Origin of the sequence: Paenibacillus haidiansis, from assembly GCF_036553665.1 — a bacterium.
Lineage (GTDB): Bacteria > Bacillota > Bacilli > Paenibacillales > Paenibacillaceae > Fontibacillus > Fontibacillus haidiansis.
On the sequence record NZ_JAZHPZ010000003.1, the window covers coordinates 390,032 to 414,449 of the forward strand.

Annotated in this window: 21 protein-coding genes; 5 read left to right on the forward strand and 16 right to left on the reverse strand. The window is 51.7% G+C overall.

The genetic code is table 11. From position 1 onward, the window contains the following. Window positions 1–5: 5 nt before the first annotated feature. The 6 genes from mtnN to V3851_RS08915 all read right to left on the reverse strand — a co-directional run bounded on the left by mtnN (window position 6) and on the right by V3851_RS08915 (window position 5,390). Entirely contained in the window at window positions 6–767 is a 762-nt protein-coding gene (gene mtnN / locus V3851_RS08890) for a 5'-methylthioadenosine/S-adenosylhomocysteine nucleosidase (protein WP_331846167.1), read from the reverse strand. Further along, a complete protein-coding gene (locus V3851_RS08895) occupies window positions 764–2,065 on the reverse strand; it encodes a B12-binding domain-containing radical SAM protein (protein ID WP_331846168.1) in 1,302 nt (433 codons plus the stop codon). The genes mtnN and V3851_RS08895 overlap by 4 nt, the downstream gene beginning before the upstream one ends. 61 nt (window positions 2,066–2,126) lie before the next feature. Beyond that, a complete protein-coding gene (locus tag V3851_RS08900; protein WP_331846169.1) occupies window positions 2,127–3,734 on the reverse strand; it encodes a B12-binding domain-containing radical SAM protein in 1,608 nt (535 codons plus the stop codon). A 13-nt stretch (window positions 3,735–3,747) separates the two neighbouring features. Further along, entirely contained in the window at window positions 3,748–4,002 is a 255-nt protein-coding gene (locus V3851_RS08905) for a phosphopantetheine-binding protein (RefSeq protein ID WP_331846170.1), read from the reverse strand. A 177-nt stretch (window positions 4,003–4,179) separates the two neighbouring features. Further along, a complete protein-coding gene (locus tag V3851_RS08910; protein ID WP_331846171.1) occupies window positions 4,180–4,794 on the reverse strand; it encodes a uracil-DNA glycosylase family protein in 615 nt (204 codons plus the stop codon). 326 nt (window positions 4,795–5,120) lie between these two features. After that, window positions 5,121–5,390 carry a hypothetical protein gene (locus tag V3851_RS08915; protein ID WP_331846172.1) on the reverse strand — a complete coding sequence of 90 codons (270 nt, stop codon included), beginning with the start codon at window positions 5,388–5,390 and terminating at the stop codon, window positions 5,121–5,123. Between the two features lie 168 nt (window positions 5,391–5,558). On the opposite strand from V3851_RS08915, the gene V3851_RS08920 reads away from it, so the two are divergent. Continuing rightward, window positions 5,559–6,788, forward strand: coding sequence for an aminopeptidase (locus tag V3851_RS08920; protein WP_331846173.1), 1,230 nt, complete (start codon window positions 5,559–5,561; stop codon window positions 6,786–6,788). Between the two features lie 168 nt (window positions 6,789–6,956). Continuing rightward, window positions 6,957–8,279 (forward strand): glycosyltransferase family 2 protein, encoded by a 1,323-nt coding sequence (locus V3851_RS08925; protein WP_331846174.1) that lies wholly within the window; start codon window positions 6,957–6,959, stop codon window positions 8,277–8,279. Window position 8,280: 1 nt separating this feature from the next. Here V3851_RS08925 and V3851_RS08930 read toward each other — a convergent pair whose 3' ends face one another. Then, a complete protein-coding gene (locus tag V3851_RS08930) occupies window positions 8,281–8,484 on the reverse strand; it encodes a hypothetical protein (protein ID WP_331846175.1) in 204 nt (67 codons plus the stop codon). 27 nt (window positions 8,485–8,511) lie between these two features. Further along, complete coding sequence (locus V3851_RS08935) at window positions 8,512–9,342, reverse strand: hypothetical protein (protein ID WP_331846176.1); 831 nt, start codon at window positions 9,340–9,342, stop codon at window positions 8,512–8,514. Between the two features lie 167 nt (window positions 9,343–9,509). Between V3851_RS08935 and V3851_RS08940 the strand changes: the two genes are divergently transcribed. Further along, a complete protein-coding gene (locus tag V3851_RS08940) occupies window positions 9,510–12,146 on the forward strand; it encodes a glycosyltransferase (protein WP_331846177.1) in 2,637 nt (878 codons plus the stop codon). Window positions 12,147–12,221: 75 nt separating this feature from the next. On the opposite strand, the gene V3851_RS08945 is transcribed toward V3851_RS08940, so the two are convergent. The 7 genes from V3851_RS08945 to V3851_RS08975 form a co-directional block, all read right to left on the reverse strand. Then, window positions 12,222–12,974, reverse strand: coding sequence for a glycosyltransferase (locus tag V3851_RS08945; RefSeq protein WP_331846178.1), 753 nt, complete (start codon window positions 12,972–12,974; stop codon window positions 12,222–12,224). Window positions 12,975–12,997: 23 nt separating this feature from the next. Further along, window positions 12,998–13,693 (reverse strand): galactosyltransferase-related protein, encoded by a 696-nt coding sequence (locus tag V3851_RS08950; protein ID WP_331846179.1) that lies wholly within the window; start codon window positions 13,691–13,693, stop codon window positions 12,998–13,000. Between the two features lie 23 nt (window positions 13,694–13,716). Further along, window positions 13,717–14,838, reverse strand: coding sequence for a class I SAM-dependent methyltransferase (locus V3851_RS08955; RefSeq protein WP_331846180.1), 1,122 nt, complete (start codon window positions 14,836–14,838; stop codon window positions 13,717–13,719). A gap of 25 nt (window positions 14,839–14,863) precedes the next feature. Next, window positions 14,864–15,427: a methyltransferase domain-containing protein gene (locus V3851_RS08960; RefSeq protein ID WP_331846181.1), complete on the reverse strand. Its 564-nt coding sequence runs from the start codon at window positions 15,425–15,427 to the stop codon at window positions 14,864–14,866. A 3-nt stretch (window positions 15,428–15,430) separates the two neighbouring features. Further along, window positions 15,431–16,393 carry a glycosyltransferase family 4 protein gene (locus V3851_RS08965; RefSeq protein ID WP_331846182.1) on the reverse strand — a complete coding sequence of 321 codons (963 nt, stop codon included), beginning with the start codon at window positions 16,391–16,393 and terminating at the stop codon, window positions 15,431–15,433. 249 nt (window positions 16,394–16,642) lie between these two features. Then, window positions 16,643–18,037, reverse strand: coding sequence for a protoporphyrinogen oxidase (gene hemG, locus V3851_RS08970; protein ID WP_331846183.1), 1,395 nt, complete (start codon window positions 18,035–18,037; stop codon window positions 16,643–16,645). 252 nt (window positions 18,038–18,289) lie between these two features. Continuing rightward, the gene (locus V3851_RS08975; protein ID WP_331846184.1) at window positions 18,290–19,048 is read right to left on the reverse strand and encodes a MerR family transcriptional regulator; all 759 of its coding nucleotides are present in this window, start codon (window positions 19,046–19,048) and stop codon (window positions 18,290–18,292) included. A gap of 225 nt (window positions 19,049–19,273) precedes the next feature. Between V3851_RS08975 and V3851_RS08980 the strand changes: the two genes are divergently transcribed. Beyond that, a complete protein-coding gene (locus V3851_RS08980) occupies window positions 19,274–19,765 on the forward strand; it encodes an AAA family ATPase (RefSeq protein ID WP_331846185.1) in 492 nt (163 codons plus the stop codon). A gap of 100 nt (window positions 19,766–19,865) precedes the next feature. On the opposite strand, the gene V3851_RS08985 is transcribed toward V3851_RS08980, so the two are convergent. Beyond that, window positions 19,866–20,849 (reverse strand): aldo/keto reductase, encoded by a 984-nt coding sequence (locus tag V3851_RS08985; RefSeq protein ID WP_331846186.1) that lies wholly within the window; start codon window positions 20,847–20,849, stop codon window positions 19,866–19,868. A gap of 177 nt (window positions 20,850–21,026) precedes the next feature. Between V3851_RS08985 and V3851_RS08990 the strand changes: the two genes are divergently transcribed. After that, entirely contained in the window at window positions 21,027–24,374 is a 3,348-nt protein-coding gene (locus V3851_RS08990) for a DEAD/DEAH box helicase (protein ID WP_331846187.1), read from the forward strand. Window positions 24,375–24,418 lie beyond the last annotated feature (44 nt).

Below are 24,418 nucleotides of genomic sequence, written 5' to 3' on the forward strand. Positions count from 1 at the left end.
TCATTTCAAATTTCACCAAAATCCGTTACATAGTTAATAAGCAAAGGTAATACCTTGGAAATGTACGGATACAAATACGGACCATTCCGCATGATGTGAAGATTAGAATGTTCATTTGCATAATCGCTCATGAATCGGTAAGTCAAACAGGGAATGTTGAGCATATAACAAGCCTGTGCAACCGCGGCTCCTTCCATATCAACACAATCGGCCCGATATACACTTCTTAGGCGGGAGGCAGTCTCCTCCTGATTACATGGGATATCACCAGTTACGATCTTACCCGTACGTAAAACCGGTTTATTTCTTACCGCTCGCATTGCGATCGGTTCCGGTAATTCCGGCAACAAAGGCTGCAAGTATTCTATGAGACGCTGGTTCTGAACCGAATCAAATTTAAAAGTCTCCGCCATGGAAAATAATCTTGTATATTGCGAATCAAGCTCCGCATTGGGGCGCCAGCAGTCATGGTAGTTAACTTCGTTGCCGATGATTTGGTCAAATATTTGCAGTTCTTTGTTGAGAATGCCTGCTATTCCATAAGTAAGAATGAAGTCAACATCCATTTTCTGCTTAAGAATACTTACAGCTAACGACGCATTAACTTTACCGATCCCCGACATGACGGATGACAACTGACTTCCGTTGGGTAATGTTGAGGTATGGATTTTCCAACCGAAACAGTCAGTGACAACTGCATTACGCCTCAATTCGATACTGCAGTCAAACTCTTCCGCCATCGCGCAAATTAGCCCGGTTCTCCTCATGATTGTATTAGATTCCGTTGTCTTTGGATAAACATCTGAAATCTTCGATTTACATTTTCTTCGGCGGTAAATGTCTTATATATCTTTACGATGCAATCATGTAATTCTTCCGAAGACATGTGCTTGGGCTGAATCAATACATCCCAATGGGTGTAATATGACCAGGGCAAGTCAAGCAGTCTTCCTTCGTCTATCATCATATTTCTGAATCTTGCACCGGGAAAGGGCGTCGGCGTCGTGACGTGTATACCGTAAAAATTGCATTCTTCGATAAACTGAATCGTATCCTCCAAGACCGACTCATCGTCATAATCCAATCCGAAGACAAAAGCCCCCATAACGCCGATCCCTTTACCTTGAATTTTGTTAATGGATTCCTTGTAATTTTCATGCTGCTTTGTCTTCCACTTATTTACCTTCTCAAGGCTTTTGCGCGATACACTCTCTAAACCGATTACTACCCACTGACATCCGCTATCCGCCATTAACTGTACTAGTTCCATATCATCCGCTATGGATATATCGGTTTGCGCCACCCATCGAATATTCAGTTTTTTAATCTCTCTGAGTAAACTCTTGGACTCCTCGCGGGAAACAAAAATATTATCATCGCCAAAAAGAACATACTTATTTTCAAAGTGTTCCTTAATTAGGATTAACTCGCTTATTATCTGTTCGTTTGTTTTGCGTCTGTATACCGGACCATACACCCGAGATGCCGCACAGAAGCTACAGTCATGAGGACATCCTCGGCTAGTATGGACGGTAATCGTGGAATAATTGTAATCTTTAATAATATCATAGCGGGGAAACGGGGATATTCGCATATCTAGTCTTCCGGGATTTCCTTCCTTATAGATACGCTTGAATTTCCCGGACTCCCAGTCCTGGATAAACATGGGCCACAGCAGCTCGGCTTCACCGGCCACAACAACGTCAGCCACCTCCGCTACTTCCTCTGGACAAACCGTCGCATGAATTCCTCCGATAACTGTCAAAATACCTTTTTGCTGAAAGATTCTGGCGATTTCATAACCTCTTTCTATCTGTTGCGTCATACAAGAAATACCGACTATGTCATACTGACGGTCAAAATCAATGGCTCGCAGATGCTCGTCAATATACTCAATATCCCAGTGTGATGGCGTCAAGGCTGCTATTGTTAATAAGCCAAGGTTGGGGCTATTCCATAGGTTACGGATATTTCGCATTCTCGGTTCATTCTGCAAAAACTCCGATAGGCTCCCATCTCTAGCGAAATCAGCCCCTTTAGGTGAAATCAAAGCTAAACGTGGCATACCCTTATCTCCTTTCTCTTTCTCAAACAAGACAATTATTCTTCGGTTAATTTATCTTGCTTTATCTGAAATAGATGGGACCGGGCGGTAAGGAATCAACTAATTTTCTCCCCTCCCGCAACACCTCAATAAATTCCTGAATCTGCATGCCCTTATGTGGGGTGTATGTATATTCAAAAGAGACATAACCTGTGTCATCGTGTCGAACCGGATTATTAAGATTAACATTGGATATTTCATATTTTTCTGTTTCTTCGGTCATACCGGTAAACAGACGAAACGGGGTTAAATAGGCTTTGAAATAAATATCCTTGTTGTTTTTGAGAAAATCCAGGGTCTCCATCGCTTCCTCCCTCTCTTCGGTAGGGAAGCCGATGATAATGCTTAGATAGTTAGTGATGCCCGCTGCGCTAAAGTTAGCCAATACTTCCTTCATGGTCCTTATAGAAAGGCCTTTATCCATAAGTTTCAGAAGGCGGGAATTTGCCGATTCGATACCAAACAAAACACCTCTTAATCCACTCTTGTATAAAACATCACATATCTCCTTGGTAAATCCTTTTTCAGCACGCAAAAAGGCGGCATAAGTAATATCGAGTTCTCTTTCGACAATAAACTTTGCCGTTTCCAGCATCTTATCGGGAGGGATAGCATCATCCATGAGATGAAATATTCGAATCCCATGTCGTTGCTTCAAAATGGAGAGATCGCGAGTGATTTTTTCCTTCGATGCGATCATATATTCTGTTGCGCATCCCCTATAGCCGCAAAAGGCACAAAGCCCCCAGTAGCATCCTCTGGACATCTGATAGGGTAATTTGGGGTAAGCATATAAATCCATGGGTAAATCTCTAAAATCAGGGGTCGGAATATTATTCATATCTTCGCTTTTGATTACATTATGTACTTTATGCAGGCCATCGTCGGTCCTATAAGTAAAATTGGGTATATCTTCGAGCTTTCCGATTCCTTTTGTCCAATAATCCAATAACGCCACAAACGCTATTTCTCCCTGCTCTCGAATAATCCCGTCAAAATATGGAGAGAAAACATCACTGTTCAGGAAAGCAGTCCAGAATAAAGTCGGCTGAGCACCGCCGAGCACAATTTTAATATGCGGATAAAGCTCCTTGATCAGTCTGCAAATTAGAATCGAATACAGAACCTGGCTGGCAAATACGATAGAGATGCCAATAACGTTAGGATTATATTCGGCAATGTCGGGGATAACTTCATCATAAATGTACCGAATGATTCTGTTATTGTCCGTCGGAGGGTCAACCCGCTGGAATTCCTTCTCAACTTCCTGGAAGGATGTGGGGTCAAATCCAATATTGTGATTTACAATGTATAAGCCTACCGTTTTCAAATATCTCCCGATTAAATCCATCGCCCAGCCACTTTTTAGTTTGTCCGAAAAGCTGTTGCCTTTCATGATATTTCTAGCTAAATCGTAATTTTGAATAACATTTCCACCTGATTGACTGAACGAGCCACTATCTTCCGTCATGAGCTCCCGCGTAATCCTGTCCATAATTACAACGTTATAATCTCTGATTTCACATGAATCATAACCGTGCTCCGCTAAATATCCTTTCAAAATGGGAAGACCGAGGTGTGGATGCTCATGATTGCCGAGAGGAGGGAACAATAATAAAATCCTGTTCACGGTCTACATCCTTTCATATGGTTTGATTCATCGTAATAGCGTTTACCGAATTGACGATGGATTCAATCGTACTGAAATTGACGACGAGCAAATCCTCATCCTTAAAAACGAAGTTCAAAGATCGCTCCAGTCCTACAATCACTCTCATCATCTGAAATGAATCCAAACCGTGCTCAAATAAATTATCATTCTCTTTCAGCAAATATACTTTATCTCCTAAGGAAGTATTCTCGCAAAGCACATCCATTATTTTTGTAAACGTTTTCATATTTTCCTCCCTTGTATCATACAATTACTTGCACAAAAATGAAACAACGGTTGATGAAGACAATACTCTACAAAGATATATATACAATACATCCATAATATTACATACAATATTATTCCATATCTACTTTATAATGTATTACAAAAGTCACAATAAATTTTGCCCGGTTAGCAACGTTTACAGAATGTCTCGATTGAGATATTCCATTGCATTTCTAATATCTTCAGCTATCATTATTCGTTTTGTCTTTTCAATATTAAAGCTATCCCCCGTCTGAGTGTACGAAGGATAAAATCTAATACCATGATGTATGTATTCCCGGTCACGGATCCTATAGGTTGAGCCTGACGGAATTACCTTAACCCCAAATTTACGTTTGAATATATAATTAACCGCTTTGATAGCAAAATCACCCATACACATGATTACCCTTGCATTCTCAAATACTTCAAGTTCTTTCTCGAGCAAAAGGCTGCAGCTCTTAATTGTGTCTGCCGATACTAAATAATCCTTTTTTGTGCATTTAATCGCGGTGGTTAAATAAATCCCTTTCTCAATTAATTCATTTGGATGATCAATTTCAAAACCGGCATCCGCGAAAGCCGTTTGTGTTGTTTGAAAAAATGAGGCGCTTTTCCCGCTGTAAAAATAATCTTGGATATCCTTCGGTAATGCTTCTGAAATCATAATCAGTTTTATATTTTCTGTATTCACTTTTACAACCGGGCAAAACGCCTCTAAATTGACATCCTTACATGCCTTTTGACAAATCGGATCCATAACATTGACCATATATTACCATCCTCTCTTATTCAAAAAAGAAATTCCCACTCCTTATTTTAGTTTCTATATTTGGGACATTATCCCTTCTGTTTAATTGATATTTCACACTTCTTCCATGATTACTTTCTTTCATCTATGTAATTATTCGGTCATCAGTCGATGGTTTGCTCTTGGAGTGTATCGGTTCTCCGAAAATCGTGCACTTCTGCATTAACTAACACTTTGGACTGGAATTGTTTTAATTTTTCAATAAGTTTATGATCACGCAAAAAAGCCGGCAACCGTAACGTCGCCAGCTCGTTGCAACCTTGATTTCCGCTTCAAGGAATCAAGATCTATGACTGCAATCCGTTCTCTACCTGCTCCAGGGCATAACGGTCCTGTTCCAGGCTCTCTTTGGCCCGTTCGATCGGTTCCGGATTCATGCGCCCGTCGGCCTGGGCGATCGATCTTTCCGCCTTTTCCAGGGCATTGCGGGCGTTTTGCACCGTCTCCTCGCTCGGATGGGATTCAGCCTGCTGAACGGCGCGATGCACATTTTCGACGGACTGCTGCGCCAGGGAGATCGGATTTTGCGATTGCAAACTGGAAAAAGGATTTTCCACAGTTGTCACCCTCCTTAAAATCTGGGATTCATCTACCACTTTAATCTGGGACAATTCCGCCGATCTTATTCGCCTGGCCGATGTCCGGCTTTTCAACGGTTTTTGCCACTATCGGGCCTTTGATTTATAATCGATGAGATAAGCTTAATTGTCAGGGAGGCACAACACGTGAAAGATTTCGATATGTTGCTTGCAAAATACGCCGAGCTCGTCGTAAAGGTCGGCGTCAATGTTCAGCAGGGGCAAACGCTGGTTGTTCAGGCTCCGCTGGAGACCGTGGATTTCACCCGGCTCGTCGTAACCAAGGCCTATGAAGCCGGGGCCAAATATGTGGTGGTGGAGTGGATCGACGAACAGCTTTCGCGCATCCGCTACGACAAGGCGCCGGATGATTCCTTCGGCTTCTATCCGCAATGGGAAGCCGACCGAATGGAGCAATTCGCCGCGGAGGGCGGCGCCCTGCTGCACATTAAAGTACCCGATCCGCTGCTGCTGCAAGGTGTGGACGGGGCCAAAGTATCCGCCTCCACCAAGGCGGCGGCCGTGGCGCGGCAGAAATTCCAAGTCTACACCCGCAACAACCGGATCAGCTGGTCGCTGATCAAGGCGCCGACGCGGGCCTGGGCGGACATCGTATTCGCCGATTTGCCGGAAGAGAAGCGGATCGACGCGATGTGGGAGGCGGTCTTCCAAATGAACCGCGTGGGCGATGCGGACCCGGTCGAAGCCTGGCGCGACCACATTCGCACGCTCAAAGAGAAGCAAGAATATATGAACGGCAAGCGGTACAAGAGCTTGCATTACCGCGCGCCCGGTACCGATCTAAGGGTTGAGCTGCCGGAGGGCCACCTTTGGCTCGGCGGAGGAGACTTGAATGAAGCGGGCGTCTATTTCGTCGCCAACATGCCGACCGAAGAGATCTACTCCATGCCGCATCGGACGGGCGTGAATGGTACCGTAGCCAGCACGCTCCCGCTCAATTTGAACGGGCAGCTTGTAGAGGGCATCACGCTTACGTTCAAGAACGGGAAAGTAACCGAATTCGATGCCAAATCCGGCCGCGAGCATCTCGCGAATCTGCTCGCAACCGATGAAGGCGCCTCTTACCTCGGCGAAGTGGCCCTGGTGCCGCATAACTCGCCGATCTCGCGGATGAACCGCGTCTTCTACAACACCGGCGTCGACGAGAACGCCTCCTGCCACTTTGCGCTCGGCAGCGCGTATCCCGTGAATATCGAAGGCGGCACCAAGCTGTCCAAGGAAGAATTGCTCGCCAAAGGCGCGAATGTCAGCCTGACGCACGTCGATTTCATGATCGGGTCCGCCGAGCTCGAGATTGACGGCGAGCTGTCGGACGGCACGGTCGAGCCGGTGTTCCGCAACGGAAATTGGGCTTAAACCGTAACCGGTACCTACGCATCAGCATAATGAAGATCATCGCCCCCCTGACCCATTTTGGGATTTGCAAGGGGCGATGATCTTTTTTTGCGCCGCTTTGCGGGTTGATGGACCCTTCGCCTCTTTAGCGCATATTATTAAAGAAGTGATATTTAAAGGGGGAGCACCATGATCGCGTTTATTGTTTCCGGGCAGACCCTTCCCCATCTCTTCCGCCAGTCGGTACAATCGCTGGCTGCCGTGCTTCCGTCCGTTACGCCGGTTGAAATCCAGGGCGGCGGAATAGCCGGGCGGATCAACGAGATCTTGACGGGGACGGACGACCGGGACCCCTGGTTTATAATCCTTGAGGCGGGAGATTGCCTTAAGCCATCGTTTGCTCCGGAACTGGAGGCTTTGCTTGCAAAGCTCCCGGAGCATAGCGCCGGAGCGGCGTTTCCGTCGGAAACGGCGATTTCCGGTCCACGGCCGGCAGCCTCGCCGGTTCCCCGCGCCCCTCTCTTATGGCGCAAAGCCGCCGTCTTGGCGGAGCCGAATCCCGGCTTCGCGGAACGGCCCGATTGCCCGTTCGAAAAATATTCGATTTTGGAAAAATATTACCAGTTATCACACCGCTTTACGTGGGCTATCATCCCTGGGGATTTCATCGTCCAAAGCCCCAAACCGACTCTATATTGGCAAAAGGAAGAGGAAGAATGGGCGTTAATCTCCCCGCTTCTTCAAGCGCCGGCCCATCCTGTGATGAACGAAGCGTCAGCCGGGGATATCAAGCCGCTTGTCACTTTCGTCATATGCGCGTATAATGATGCGGCTTATCTGCCTTGGGCCATCCGGTCCGTCATGGCACAAACCGTTCCGCAGTGGGAGCTTATATTGATCGACGACGGCTCCACCGACGATACGGAGCCGGTGCTCCAACGCTTTGCCGGCGATCCACGGATCAGGACGATTGTCCTGGAGCGGAATCACGGCAAAGCTTACGCGCTCAACCGGGCGCTGCGGGAAGCCGGGGCCGAGTGGATCCTGGAACTGGACGCGGACGATTGGCTCGCCCCGGAATGCGCGGGCAGCCTGCTTCGGGCCGCGCGGGAGCGGCCCGAAGCGGCCATGATTTATGCCGGTCATACGGAATGGACCGAGCGAATGAACAAAGAACTGCTTTACCGGGGGCACAAGTTTCCTTCGCAGCCGCTTTCCCCGGGCCGGCTATTGGATGAGGCGGCTCCGGTCGCCCCCCGGATGTTCCGAGTGTCCGCCTTGCGGGAGAAAGCCGGTTGGAATCTGTCCGCGCCCTACGACAGCCGTTTGTATGAAGATCTGGAACTGATTGTCCGGCTGGCGGCGGATCATGAATTTCATTATGTTCCCGAACCGCTGTACCACCGCCGGATCAGGCCTTCCAGCATCACGCACCGCCAGCGGAAAGAAACCTACCGCGAATGGCGCGCCTGGATGCTGGGCCGGCTAGGGGAAGCCGATCCGAGATATTGACCTATTGAGGCGGAATCCGCACATAAGCGATATTATCGGTAAATACCGTGACCTCTCTTGGCTGAGGTATATAGCTGGTACTGTCAACCTGGATAGTGAACTGCCGGTTGCCGGTTCGAAGCAGTCGCCCGTCCAGAAACTGATTCGTGGACACCGCCTCGACCATTCTTCCGATAAATGCGCTGAGTCTCTCCTCAAAATTCATGAATATCTATCCTCCTTAATCTCGATTTTAAGATACGGACAGGATCTCCTCAAACGGAATCAGAACGGTGCTGCCGTCCGGCTCTAGAATTTCCACATAATCTTCCCCGATCGCCACAAGCGTTCCGTTGATCGGCCCGGCGGGCGTGTCGATGGTTACGACTGTATTCAACCGCGGGGTCAAAGCGGAAATCAAGCCTTGATATTCCTCGGACGGACCGCCGACATACCCCTGCTGGATTTGTTCTACCAACTGGCGTAAAGCAATAATGTTGGCGAAGGCCTCGTTCAGCTGCTGCTGCTGCGAGTTCATCCGCACCAGCTGACTGTCCACCAATTGATGCAGCGCGCTGACGCGGGCGTTTACCGCTTCCACGGATTCCTGGGGCGCTCCTCCCCGAACCGTCGTACCGTTGTTCGACGGCTGTTCATGAGTAACATTTTGTTGGGTGGATTGAACGGGATGTTTCACGGATGGACCCGGCGGCGGTCCCGGCGGTACCAATCCCGGTGGCGGTCCCGGGAGTACCAATCCAGGTGGCGGTCCGGGTGGTGTCGACCCCGGCGCGGCTCCCGGCGGGACCGGCTTTGGAGGCGGAACCGTCGGTGCGGAGCCGACTCTGGCGTTGATCGTCTCCACCTGATTCTGTAGCAGGTTCACTCTGGCCGTCAATTCGGCAAGCAGGCGGTTCAACTTTATAATCTGAAGTTTCAGCCTGATGAATTTCCGGGTCAGATTATGGCGCAAGATTTTGAACTTTTTCGCCAGAGAGCCGGATTTTTTGGAATGCGCGACCCTTTTCGCCACAGGCTTATCGCAGTCCGGCAAATGGTCTTTTTCCCAACTGATTCTATTCACTTAGCCTACCTCCTTACTTTTGTAATGGTAATTTATGTGATTCGCCCCTCGGCGGCAACCCAAGCGGGCAAAGATAAGAAAATGGCCTAATGGGCGTACCACCCAAGCGAATATCACGAGTGAATCATATTTTGTACATAGACAATCGTTTAGGGAGGAGACTTCTGTTGAAAAAGGCGACATCCCGGTTCCCGAAAAGGAACACCCGGTCCGGGACCCCCATACTGCTGAATCCGCTCGGCAGCCGTGGGCCGGAACGGACCCATCGAATCACGAATCATTCCGCAAATCCGTCATCAAGTCCTCTGCTGGCGGGCGCCGGAGAACTGTTTCCGCCAAGGCCGGAAGCTGCGAGTCCCAGCGCAATACCGTACGGGCTACTCAAGGAACATAAGCGCGCAAACGAATATTCTCAGGCTGGTGCGGCAGGTCTCAAGCCCGGCACGTACGATGTGTTCCGTTTCCCGGTAATCGATTGGGACTTCCGCTGGCAACGTCCGCAGCAAATATCCCGTCAGTTCGCCGATCATGGGCAGCGCGTATTTTATGTCACGACGGAGATGACGGCACTGACCAGAGACGGTTTGTCCAAGGATGAGGTGATCCGCTACGTCAAAGTGCAAAAAGCCGCCCCCCAGGTCTGGCTCGTCACCCTTTGCTCAAACCGCAAACTGAATCTCTATCAGGATGAAATGAGCCCGGAGGATGTGCGCTTTTTGCAGTGGTCTATAGAGCACGTGAAGGCGAAATTTCATATAACGCATATGCTGTCGATTGTGGATCTGCCGTTTTGGGCCCCCCTGGTCGAAGCGCTGGACAACAATAAAGTGATTTACGATTGTATGGACGACCATTCCGGGTTCTCCACCAATTCGCCTTCCATGCTGCTGCAGGAAGAACGGCTAATATCGATTTCCGATCTCGTCCTCGCCTCGTCGCAATCACTGTACGACAAACTCCGCAAGCTCCATCCCGCCGTCGTGCTGCTGCGCAATGGGGCCGACGTCGAGCATTTCAGATCGCCAAACGGAAAATCCGTCCCTGAGTTGGCCGGGATCGAAGGACCGATTATCGGGTACTTCGGCGCGATTTCGGAATGGTTCGATATTGGCCTGATCCACGGGCTTGCCTTACGGCGGCCGGACTGGACCTTTATCCTGATCGGCAACACATTCGGCTGCGATATCTCCGAAGTGGAAGGTCTGGATAACGTCAAACTGCTCGGCGAGAAACCGTACGGCGAACTGCCGGAATATTTGCACCGCTTCGATGCGGCGCTTATTCCGTTTAAATACAACGAGCTTACCAAGGCGACAAATCCCGTCAAGCTGTATGAATATTTGGCAGCCGGGAAACCCGTCATCGCAAGTCCATTGCCGGAGCTCGCCGCCGTAGCCCCCCATCTCATCAGTATGGCTTACGGTCCGGAGCAGTTCGAAGCGGCAATCGGGCAAGCCCTTAAGTTTACGACTCCGGGCAAAGCAAAGCGAATGGCGGAATTCGCCTCGGCCAACTCATGGAAGCAGCGCTTTGATGAGCTTCAGACAGCGATTGCTCAGCGGATATTTCCGAAAGTCAGCGTTATCCTGGTGACCCATAACAATTGGTCCTATACGCAGCAGTGTCTCCGCAGCCTGCTCCGGCCGGGCCAATACCCGAATCTCGAAACCATTGTCGTCGACAACGCCTCCGGCGACCAAACCTTGGAGCAGCTTGGCAAAATTTCCGACGATCGCCTGAAGGTAATCTCCTTGGACCGCAATTTGGGGTTTGCCGCCGGCAATACCGCGGGCTGCGAATCGGCCGGTGGCGAATATTTGATTCTGCTGAACAACGATACGATCATTCCTGACGGAAGCTGGATTTCCCGGCTGATTCGGCCTCTGATGAAACATCCCGACGTCGGCATGGCCGGACCGATGTCCAATTTCGTCGGTAACGACCAGGCGCTTGACCATTTTGTCGGGGACCGCTCGGCGGGGCCCAATCCGAATTGGCTGGAGGACTTTTACTTTTATTACAAAGGAAAATGCCGGGAGACGGAATTGCTGGGCTTCTTTTGCGTAGCGATGAAAAGGAAGGTTTGGGAAACGGTAGGCCCGCTCGATTCCAATTACGGCCTCGGCATGTTCGAGGACGACGATTATTGCGAACGCGTCAAGCGGGCGGGGTACCGGCTCATGATCGTGGAGGATGCTTTTGTTTATCACCATGGGAGCGCAACGATCAAGAAGATGCAGCCGGACGAATACGAAACCCTTTGGAGCCAAAACAAGGCTTATTTCGAACAAAAATGGATGAAAATATGGCGGAATCCAAAGCGTCCCGAAAATCTGTTCTTCGGTGCCGAGGACCCGGCGGACGCTGCAGGGCGGCTTGAAGCAAGCGGACGCGGGACCGTCCTGGTGCTGGGCGGCAAGAACTGGACGGCCAACCGGTCCAGGTGGCAAACCATCGTCAGGGAGCTGGCTTCCGAGCAAAGCCGGCTCATCATCGTCCCGGTTCTGCGCCATTATAATCATCCCGTGGCGGGAATCCGCAAAGCGGGACCGCAGTTGTACCTGACGAACCGGATCGATCTTTTTGCCGAAGCCAAATTTGACGCCGTGATCTATTGCGGCGACGCTGCCCCGCCTCCGCTTCGCGCCGGACGCCATATCGCGGATACGGGCTCCTATACCGCCGGACAGCTTGAGGTTCTCGGGAGAGTCGTGCCGCAGCTGGAGTATTGGAGCGGCGGTGACCCGGCCGCTATCGTGCAGGAGATCGGCCGCTCCCCATCCTTCGCCGACAACCTGCAATAAATCTTACGGATAGAAGAAAGCCCTCACCGGTTCAGGCGAACCACCGGTTGCCGCCTGGCGCTGAGGGCTTTTCTATTAATTTTCGGACAGCTTTTGCAAATACCTCTGCACAACGGCGGGATGCTCTCCATGAAACGGTACGGTCGCAATGTCATATTGGAGATTGCGGAAATTCCAATCCGCCTCCCCTTCGTTTTCCGGCAAATTGACATCGCCGCGGCGGTTGTCGTTGAACTTGATTCTTTTGCCGAGCGCATAATGGTAATGATATATTTTGACATCGCTGCGCCCTCTCGGAATGCTCCAAATGCTGGCTCCGCTTGGCCCCTCCAGGGTGCAATGATGCTTTTCATCACGGTAGCGAATACCTCTGCCGGCCCGCCACATTCGCGTAATATCGTTCGACCAGCGCTCATCCCCGGGACTGTTGACGCGAAGGGTCCAAGGATCCTTCCAAAAGTTGACGAACGGGAACTGATAAATGTCGACGGCCCTGTTGTTCATGAGTTCCGTCAACGCCGACGCAAACCGGTCTTCCATCAGTTCGTCGATATCGAGATTCATGATCCAGTCGCCGGTAACTTGATCAAGCAGGAAATTACGGACCGCGGATTCGTTCCAATCGTCGGAGTAGGGGAGCCCGGTCTGCCGCATGGCAAAGAGCTTAATCGGATACTCGCGCCGATATTCCTCAATGAGCTCCAAGGTCCCGTCCGTACTGCCCCCGTCCGCCATGATGATCTCGTCGGCATAGGCTCCCACGCTCTCCAGATACAAGGGAACAAATGTGGCCTCGTTCAGCACCGGGACGATGACCGACAATTTCATTTATGCTTGCTCCTTTCCTGGGGTTATTTCGCTTCTCGCTTCTCCTGAATCAGCCGTAGCATGGCCGCGGGGTCGCTAAGCGCGTTTTTATACCGCCGGTATAGCAGGTAATTGTCGTCATAATGCGGATTCCCCCCGGGTCCGACGAACGGGTGCCAGAAATGGATCAGCTCTCCTTCCAGTCTTCTATGCTTGCCTATCAGCGTATCGAGGGCATAGGCAAACGCCTCGTCTTCGCCGCCCCAGCCGCGGAACCGTTCGTCATATCCGCCGACCTGCTCGAAGGAGCTGCGCAACAGCACATTCATGCCGCCGACGAAATAAGTCGCCCCTGCCGTCTTCGTATCCGGCTTCTCGGGCAGTGGCCATTGCCCGCTCCCGGTCAAGACAAGTCTTTCCGAATAACCTTTCGACAAACGGTGAATCGTCGTAAAAGGGATGACCCATTGGTGTTCGTTCAGCAGTTCGATGGAACGGAGCAACAATGCAGGATCGTAAATGATGTCGTTATCCACAACGACGAAAACGCTCCCCTTGGCTTTTGCCGCTGCCCGGTTAATGGCTTGCGACCTGCTGAACGGCTCTCCGTCGACCTCCCCGATACATAGCTGCGCGGCCGGCATGTAAGTTTCATAGAATCGCTTTACATAGCCAAAGGCTTTATCCCGCGGCCCCTGGTCCGGTTTATACGGAATCAGTACAGAAATATCCCGAAACATAAGTCCCCTCCCTCCATTGTCGGTCATTTCAGAAAGACGCCAAGCTCGCGGTATTTCCCGGTCCCGAACGTATCCGCCAGCTTGACATAAGTCTTGAACCCCGTACCGTTAAGCAGCAGGCTCTTCTCCTCCGCAATCCGGTCGCCGGACTCCCAGAACAGCATCCCGCGAACGCTGCGGTCAAGCGCAGACAGGAACGGCTCGCGCCTTGCCGGATCGGACATCAGATGATAAAAAACGGTCAGCATCAAACCGATATCATGTTCTTCGAGATTTTCCAGAGCTTCCATAGGTTCGGTGATAAGTCGGAAAGAGGCATGCTCCAGTCGGTTTAAAACAACCAAAAATTCATGATGGAAATTGTCCGGCTCGAGCCCCGTTACAAGCGCGCCTTCTCTGACAAAATGGCGCGAATAGTAGCCGATATTGCAGCCGATGTCCAGTACCTTCAATCCCCGGAGATTGCGCATCCCGAGGTATTCCAGAATATAATCCAGCCTCGTCTTGTGGACCTCGTCCCGTTCGCTGCGCATATGATAGAACGCCGGATGAAGGATAGGCGTGTAGATGAGTTTGCGCTTTGGGTCGGCCATCTTATTTTCCGCTTGCTTCAAGGCTTCGTCATCCGTCCAGCGCTTATAATCGCTATGGGGCATCCTTACGGGAATCCTTCTCAATCCGGAACAATAGAGAAAGGAAGCGCGGTGATGGCCGTCCCGGATATTAAAGCGGCCGGGGAGGTTGTAGCGGGCTTCGACCGGATGCTCGGTGAAATAGGATAATCCCTTTTTCAGCGCATCCCGCATATTATGGAATTCACTTTGCCGCTGCCGCAGCAGCCCGGACCCGCTTAGGGGCGGCTCCAGCCCGCGGGTCGAGTGGATCGCTTCATACCAGTCCAGATACGGCGACGGGGAAGCGGCAGGATCTCCCATGAAATAGCGGAACAGCAGCCGATGCGGCTCCAGTCGCGGAATCGAAATATCGGAGTGGAGCAAATGATGGGCATACCACTTTTCCGTGAAGGATGGAATCCCCCGTTCCCGTTTAGCCGTACGGACATCCATATCCGTAAAGATCAGTTCCACGGGAACATTTGCGACAATCATTTGCTCCGGCGGCTCCCCCGTACGGTATTCCGCCATAGCTTCCCCTCCTCTACCCTTGATGTCAAGGCCGACCCTGAAATAAATAGACGGCGAAATCCCGCTCGATATAATCTTTGAACTTTTGCTTGGATACGAACGGATACCGATCCAGTTCCTCCATCGTCCATTCGCTCCGGTGTCTTTCGTAATCATTGCCGTATTCGCTGCCTTGCGGCCAATCGGTCCCGATCGGAATATTCAGCAGCACATAACGGCCGGATTCCAGGCACGCCGTTAATAAGGCCGTCGCCCGCTCCTTGTCGAAATGCTCCAAAACATCCCCCAGAATTATTAAATCGTAGTGCCCCAATATTCGCCGGGTCAAAAGCTCGTAAGCATCGGCGATATGGATTTTGTTATAGAAGTAGGGATGGTATTCGTCCACATTTTTCAGAAAAATCTCGATCCCTTCAATCCGCGTCGACCATTGCTCCCTATGAACTCTTCCCTGCCAAACGTCCAGAAACTCCCGGCAAATCATGCCCCAACGCCCGAATCCGACGCCGACATCGAGCACGCTGGACGGGGCCGCCCGCCGGATCAATTCGACGCAATGCGAAAGATTTTGCCAATTCGAAGTTCCCATATCTCATCCTCCCGTGCATGATTTAAACCCGAACAACACTTGCAGCCATCGTTTGGCGCCGCGCTCGACGGTCCAATCCGCCTCTATCCGTTCCCTGCATTTAAGCCCCAATTCATGAAGCAGAATCCGCTTGTTTTTGTAATAATTAATGGCATTAATGAAGTCGGAAACCTTGCCGCTTCGGAGTATAAGTCCATGAGCGTCGGGATGCGCCGCCTCTTTCACATAGCCTACATCGGTGGAGAGCACCGGCTTGCCGCAGGCATAAGCTTCCAAAGCCGTTGCCCCTCCTCCCTCGTTTGCGGAGGTGATGAGCAGCAGATCGATCGAGCGGTAAAATTGCGGCATTTGTTCGTGGGCGTAATGCCCCGGGGTATCGCGGAATGAGACCTCGGGGTCCGAGGCAAAATGGTTTTTCAGCGGTTCGTAGAGCGTGGCGTAGTTTTTCGATTTTTTGCCGGTGTCTCCGGCCCAGCCTATAATCAGCGGTCCTTCTTGGATTCGGGCTTCGGCGGAAGGCCGAAATAAGCGGTGGTCGACAAAATGACCGATATATTCGACGGATGCCGAGGGTGCAATCTCCTTGAGCTTGCCGGTCAGCCTTTGGCTCATCCCGCCGATGGTGCCGATGCGGGGAATGACCAGCCTCAGAAACTCTTCGTCCGGCGTCAAGGGATCGGCCCATTCTCGAAAGCTTTCATAGTTCCGGCTAAAATAATAATAGGATACCGCCGCCGACGAATCGATGCGGACACCCTTAAACAAGGCGTACGCCGCCATTCCTAGGCACATTGCGGAAATCGTACGGTACTTGGCGTTCAACGCCCCGCTGCCCTCGGCGAGGAGTAACTCATCCAGCTGCCGCGCGGACATCGTGTCCATATCGGGATGGTGCAGTCGGAGCATTTTGGCCGTTTTGCCCAGAATCCACCAATCCACATCATAGATCATCAAATCTTTTTTCAAGGTGACGCCCCCCTCGCCCTCATCCCGACTCATGTCTTAATTGATCATATTCGAATCTTCTCCCCCAAGTTACGGGAGCGGCGAAGATTGATGAATTTGTCCATCCGCGCGCAAAAAGAAAGAAGGCCCCCGCGTTTAAAAAACCGCTGGAGCCTTCTTTATATGTGGGAAGCGATATTTATTTAAGATTAAGCAATTTTCCAATGGCTAGTGTAATATATACCCGCCCTGATGGAGATGAATCGGAAATTACGATAATTGTTCCGCAATCCGCTGTGCGGTCTTCTCCCCGTTCGCGATGCAGTCGGGAATTCCCACGCCGTAATATGAGCATCCGGCCAAATAAACACCTGGATAGGAGGCAGCCATTTTCTTCTCGAGCGATTGCACCAGCTCATGGTGCCGGATATGGTACTTCGGCATGTCATCCAGCCATTTCGTCACCAGATGCGTAACCGGCGCGGCATCTATCCCCAAACTGCTGCGGATATCTTTAAGCGCCACCTGCAGAAGCTCATCCTTGGTCATCCCTTTAAGTTCGGCAAAGGACGGACTTGTGCTTTTGTAGAACATCCGGACGAGCAAGCGGCTATCCGTCGACGTATGCTTCCATTTCCGGCTGGTCCAGGTGCAGGCATCGCATACCACATCGTCCGATTGTGAGACGATGAAGCCCGTTCCGTCCGCAGGCAGCTTCTCATCGGGAATATCGAAGCCAAGATATACGCTGATCATGGAATTGCTGGTCAGATCTTGAAAATCTTCATCCATCTCGCGGTCGCCCAGCACCGATTGCGCCACGGCATGCGATGTAGCCAGCACCACAAAATCGGCGTCAAGCTCCCTTTGATCGGATAAGGTTACCTTGTACCGCCGGTCATCGGCCTTGGTTATTCTATCGGCTCCGACACCGACGATGAATTCCGCCTCGGGAAGCTCCCCGACCATCTTGTCGACCAAGGCCAACACCCCGTTATGGAAGGAGAAAAATTTACGGTCCCCTTTTCCTTTGAACGTTTGGCGGTTTTCGGCCAGACCTTTGATGATGCTGCCGTACTTGTTTTTGTATTCCAGCAAATAAGGCAGCGTGGACGCGATCGTCAGCTCGTTCAGCTTGCCGGAATATACCCCGGACAGAACGGGAGCGATTTGCTTTTCCACGATTTCCTTGCCGAGAAATTCTTCGAGAAACAGACCGACCGAATCGTTTTCGGTAAACTTGCCGTCATTGGTTGAATAGAAATCCTTCAGTGCCGCCACTTTGCCCTCCGCCGAGATCAGTTCACTGTTCGCGAGCGATTCCAGACTGAGCGGGATGCCGAACACCGCCTCTTCCGGAATCAGCTTCAACTGACCGTCCGTGTATATGTACGATTTCCCCGTTGCATTGTAAACCACTTCATCGCGCAGCCCCAGCTCATCGATCAACTGATCCATGTTCGGCTTCCGGGTCACGATCGAGTCCGCCCCCGCTTCCATGACAAAGCCGTCCTGGGCGATCGTATTGATCTTCCCGCCCAATTTCCTATACGATTCCACGACCGTGATCCGGACGTCCAAATTCCGCTCCTTGGCTTGGCGGTTCAAGTAATAAGCCGCGGATATGCCCGTAATTCCTCCGCCGACAACAACGACTGTTTTCAATCTTTTCACCCCATCAGAGAACTATTTCACATACCTAACATGATAACCCAAATCTTGAAGCGGAAACAAATAAACATTACGAAATCCGCCATCCCCAACAATAAGCATATGGGTTCAAACCGGTAACATATGTGACGGTAATAACAAATTCGCGAAATTGCGAACATTTCATGATTCAGCCACTACTTGCGTAAATCAAAAGCCCGCCCGAAATGCAATTTCGGGGGGCTTCTTGAGTTTTACGAAAATTACTTATTCACCCGTATAAATCAGAACCGCGTCGCGCAGGAATTCCGCCGTTCCCGGCCGGGCCTGATCGTAATAAGCCTTGAACCGCTCATCCGCCACGTACATTTGCGCGAGCCCCGCGTGCGCCTCCTTTGAGTACTGGTCCCAGTAGAAGGTCAGCCACCGCTTATGCAAATCGGCCGCTCTCTGCGCCGCCTCCCCCGCCGGGTCACCGGACCACATTCCTTCCTCCAAAGCCGTGAACATCGCCTTTTCCAACCGCTGCACTTCCTCGTACTCCGCCTCGCTCATATTTTTCAGCTTCGCATTCGAGCGATCCACTGTCTCCTCACCATACTGTTCGCGGATTTCAGCGCCGTATTTCACTTCGTTCTCATCGATGAGCCGCTGCTTGAACCCTTCAAATTTTTCTCGATCGGTCATTTTCATTCTCCCTTCCTTCATGGCGATCGTCTTCTCCACATTCGCGATCAGGACATCGAGCTGCCTTCTTCTGTCCAGGAGATGTTTACGGTGTTTCATCAGCGCTTTGGCGCCGTCAAACGACGGATCGGTGATGATCGATTTGATCTGTTCCAGGGATAAACCCAGCTCGCGATAAAATAAAATCTGCTGCAGCAGATCCACCTCCGCCTGCCCGTAGATCCGGTAGCCCGATGAGCTCATTCTCGCCGGCTTGAGAATGCCGATCTCATCGTAGTACCTTAGCGTTCTGCCGCTGACCCCGGCAAGGCGCCCCAGCTTCTGAACCGTATATTCCATGCTGCTCACCTCCTGACATTCAAAATGTACACCTTTACGTTGCGTAAAGGTCAACTCTTCTTTTTCAATTCATTTATTCTCAACTATAATTTTTTCACCTATATGGATCGAATAAATAAATTACAAATTGAAAAAGAACCTCATTTGTTTAGTACATGCACCACTAGATTTGAATAATATAATTCTAGAACTAATCATTAAAAAGATTGGGAGGTAGATGAATGTATGACGACGCCTCTTTATATTGTTACGGGGACTAGCGGTTCCGGGAAATCGACAGCTTCCAAAGAAGTCAGAAAAATAATGGGGCCTGGCTTCAATATATATGATATGGACAGTATTATTATAGACGGTAATTTCCAGCTGACTTGCCAAAACTGGCTCAGGATTGCATATGCAAACTCATTAAGCGGGAATACCACCATTTTATTCGGTGCAGTCCCTCTTCCATACAATGTCAATTTGTGCGATCATTTTCATTATTTTCAACCCATTCACTACTTGCTCCTCCATTGCAATAGCGCCAGCAGAACTTCACGGTTGAGGGAACGCGGAAATTGGACGGAACAGGGGATACAGAGCACTAATATTTACGCAAAAGAACTTTATAACAATTATGTTTCCTCCAACTTACCGATAATAGACACTACGAATACACCAGTTGTGCAGGTTGCGAATCAAATTAAGGGATGGTTATTATTGAAGCAGAAAGGATAGTAATCGAGTTTAATCTTCTGTCGATTCACAATACAAAACCCCTTCCGACAACAAAGCAGAAGGGGTATAAGTTTATATTATGCCGGGAATTTTCGGCGGCTTACCACGCATAAGCTTGCGGTGCTTCTCCGCCAGGGCCCGGGAAGATCTCGTCGAGCTTCTTCAGCTCCGGTTCGCCCAGCTGGATGTCGACCACGCGCAGCGCGGTTTCAAGCTGCTCGAGCGTCCGCGGCCCGATAATCGGCGCCGTCATCCCCGGACGGGTCAGCGTCCAGGCCAAGGCGACGTTCGCTTCGCTCTCGCCGAGTTCGCGGCATAAGCCTTCAAACGCTTCCAATTGGGCGCGGTACTGCTCCACGCGTTCCGGATTGTTGGCGGCTCGTTTCGAGCCCGGAATCGGACGCAGCGCGTGCCCGCTCAGCAGGCCGCCGTCCAGCGGGCTCCAGGCGATCACGCCGATGCCGTGCTCCTCGGCGGCCGGCAGTACTTCAAGCTCGGGCAGTCTGCACAGCAGGCTGAACTTGTGCTGCTCCGAAACGAGCCCGAACATGCCTTTGGCCTTCGCCTCGTATTGAGCCTTCACCAAATCGCGGGCGGCGAAATTGCTGGAGCCGACATACCCGATTTTGCCTTGATGAAGCGCGATGTCGAAGCCTTCCCACAGCTCGTCCCAAGTTACGTTCCGGTCGATATGGTGCATTTGGTACAGCTCGATATGGTCGGTTTGCAGCCGGCGGAGCGATCCTTCCAAATGGCGGCGCATTTTGAAGGAGGAGAGTCCGCCCGCCCGGTTCGGCCCGTCGTTCTCATCGAACATGTCCCCGTTGAATTTGGTGGCGAGCACGACCTTTTCCCGGCGGCCGCCGCCTTGCGCGAACCATTTGCCGATGATCTCTTCCGTTCTGCCAGCGTGATCCGCCTTACCGTAAACGTTGGCGGTATCAAAAAAATTGATCCCGGCATCAAGCGCGGCATCCATGATCTTGAACGCTTCGCTCTCGTCCGTCTGCACGCCGAAATTCATCGTCCCCAGGCAAAGCTTGCTTACCTTTAAACCCGAACGTCCCAAATAACTGTATTGCATCAGTCCGTCACTCCTCTTCATGGAATAGGGTGGTATTATTACCTACTTCTTCATTGTAACTCTCTTGGTTCGCGATGCAAGCGGCCCTTGCCGCAAATTCACCTCCCTTCCATCTCGCGCGCATTCTGGTATCATAAAATAGATCCAAGATTTTTTTATTCAGAAAGGTAGCCGCCTATGAGTTCAACTTTATCGCAACGGCTGATCATATTGCTCTGCGGACGCATCTCTTACGACCGGGGAGAGGCCTATTTCCGGCAAAAGAAGGTCAGCTTTACGCATGCCGATCACACTTCCGGTCAATACCAGGCCCTCGTCCGCGAAAGTGATACTTACCGCGTCAACGTACACATCGACCCTAACGGTAATATCGATGCGGAATGCAATTGCTCGGCTTACGTCTCTTACAACAATTACTGCAAGCATATAGCCGCCGCTCTGCTCGGCATTCTTAATATCCAAACGGATGACTCCGAACCTCCGGCGCCTTCGTATTCCTTGCGCCATCCGGAGGAGCGGCCTACGGGCGGGCTTTATGCCGGCCCCCGCGGCCAGACCGGAATGGCGGCGATCCCGTACAGAACAAGCGGCAACGGCTCGACGCGGGATGTCTGGCTGACCCGCGATCTGATGGGCTTGTTTGATCCCGGAAGCCGGCGGCGTAACCGCGGGGAAACCGCCTTTGATTCCCGCGCTCGCCTGCAGACGGAATATATCTTAAAACCGCTGAGCCATGGCGCGGGCAAGCATCTGTTCGGCCTGGAAATGAAGATTGGCGACAAGCGGCTTTATATCGTGAAGCAAATCCGGGAATTTCTGCGAACGGTCGATCAAGGCATGGCGTTTGAATTTTCCGAACATTTCACTTATGAACCCGGATCTTACAGTTTTACGCGGAGCGATGACGAGATTATCCGGCGGCTGATCGAGGTCACGTATAATGAGCGGCTTTACCGGGATGCTTCTCCTTCCCGCGCCTATTCAGGTACCCGATCGCGCGACGAACGAACCCTGATGCTCCCCCCTTACGCCTGGAACGAACTGTTTCCCAAGCTGCTGGCGGCGGATAACGTCAAACTGGATTCCGGCGCCGGTGTGACCAGCCGCTTAACGCTGTCCGACCAATCTCTGCCCGTGCAATACGCGTTTGACCAAGCCGGCGTTACCGATTACCGGCTGGATATCGATGGCCTGGACGAGCTTGTGATTCTCGATGCGTACGGGCTGGTATTGCTGCCGGACGGGGCGCTGATCCAACTGCCGGAAGACGGATGCCGCCGCTTGAGCGAATTGAAGAACATGCTCGACGCTTCGCGAAGACACCATGTGCAGATTCCGTCGGGACAAATCGAGCCTTTTATGCAAAAGGTGCTTCCCGGCCTACAGAAGCTCGGCAGCGTGCAAATCGCGGACGCGGTAGCCGCTCGTATGATACGAACCCCGCTTAAAGCCCGGCTTTATTTGGACCGGATCAGAAACCGGCTGCTGGCCGGACTTGAATTCCAGTACGGCGACATTGTGCTCAATCCGCTTGAAGCAGGCCCTGTGCGCGGCAGCGAGCTGATTCTGATGCGCGACGATCAGCTCGAACGGAGCATTCTCGACCTGATGGAGGACAGCTCCTTCACCAGAACGGAAAGCGGATATTTCCTCGATGATGAAGATGCCGAGTACGACTTCCTGGTTCATACCGTCCCGAGATTGGAGAAGCTGCTCGATGTCTACGCCACATCGGCCGTCAAGGTACGAATCCGGCCGGTCTCTGCGCCTCCGCGGGTGTCCGTTCACATGGACGAAAGGACGGATTGGCTGGAGCTGAAATTCGAACTGGACGGCATTTCCGAGCAGGACATCCGCGGCGTGATTCAGGCGCTGGAGGTCAAGCGCAAATATTACCGGCTTCCCGAAGGCGCGCTGCTGCCGCTTGATAACGAGGAGTTCAAACAAATCGTCGCTTTGATGAACGATCTGAGCCCCCATCTGCTGAACGAGTCTGGGACAGGGTTGCGCGTGCCGGTGACCAGCGGCCTGCATTTGCTGGACGAGCAGTCCTATGGAGGCACGCTCCGGCTCGGCAAAAGCTTCCGCCTGCTGCTCCACCATATTAAAAATCCGGATAACCTGGATTTCCCCGTGCCCCAGCGGCTCGCACCGGTGCTGCGCGATTACCAGGTTTACGGCTTCCAATGGATGAAGATGCTCGCGGGTTACCGGTTCGGCGGCATTCTGGCCGACGATATGGGCCTCGGAAAGACGCTGCAAAGCATCGCCTTTCTCGTCTCGATGCTGCCGGAAATCCGCGAGCAACGGCTCCCGGCGATCATCGTGGCCCCCGCTTCGCTCGTATATAACTGGCGCAACGAGCTGAAGAAATTCGCTCCGGAAATAAAGTCCGTGATTGCCGACGGAACCAAAACGGAGCGCCTGAGGGCTTTGCAAACAGCGAAGAAATCCGAGGCCGACGTGCTGATCACCTCCTACCCGCTCCTGCGGATGGATATCGAGCAGTTTCAGGGCATGGAATTTCACTCTCTTTTCCTGGACGAGGCGCAAACCTTCAAGAACCATACGACGCAGACCGCGCAATCCGTCAAAATGCTCCAGGCGAAGCACCGCTTCGCGCTGACGGGCACCCCGGTGGAGAACCGGCTGGAGGAATTGTGGTCGATCTTTGACGCCGTATTCCCGGCACTGTTTCACAACCGCAATCAATTCAATGAACTCAGCCGGGAGCAGGTCGCCAAACGGATTCGCCCGTTCCTGCTCCGCCGTTTGAAGACGGACGTATTGAAGGAACTTCCCGAGAAGATCGAATCCGTGCAGGCTTCCGAACTGCAGCCGGAGCAGAAGAAGCTCTACGCCGCTTACCTGGCGCAATTGCAGCAGGAAACGCTGAAGCATTTGAATGAAGACAGCTTTGAGAAAAACAAGATCCGGATATTGGCCGGATTGACCCGGCTGCGCCAGCTTTGCTGCCATCCAGCCCTGTTTGTGGACGGCTATGGCGGAAGCTCGGCCAAATTTGAGCAACTCCTGGAAATTCTCGAGGAATGCCTTAGCTCCGGCAAACGGGTGCTGATCTTCTCCCAGTTTACCGAAATGCTCGGCCTGATCGGCAAAGAGCTGGGATACCGGGGCATCCCCTTCTTCTACCTAGACGGCAAGACGCCGCCGAACGAACGCGTCGAATTATGCGACAGATATAACGACGGAGCGCGCGATCTGTTCCTGATATCCCTCAAGGCCGGCGGAACCGGACTAAACCTGACCGGGGCCGACACCGTCATTCTCTATGACCTGTGGTGGAACCCCGCCGTCGAACAGCAGGCAGCAGACCGGGCGCACCGGATCGGGCAGAAAAACATCGTCCACGTTATCCGTCTGGTCACCGAGGGCACGGTCGAAGAGAAGATGTACGAGCTGCAGCAGAAGAAGAAGGATCTGATTGACGAAGTGATCCAGCCGGACCAAGAAGCCTTGTCCACTTTAACGGAGCAAGAAATTCGCGAAATTTTGATGATTTAAGCCCTCCCAGGAGGGCTTTTTTAGTTCGACTTAAGGCATGTTAT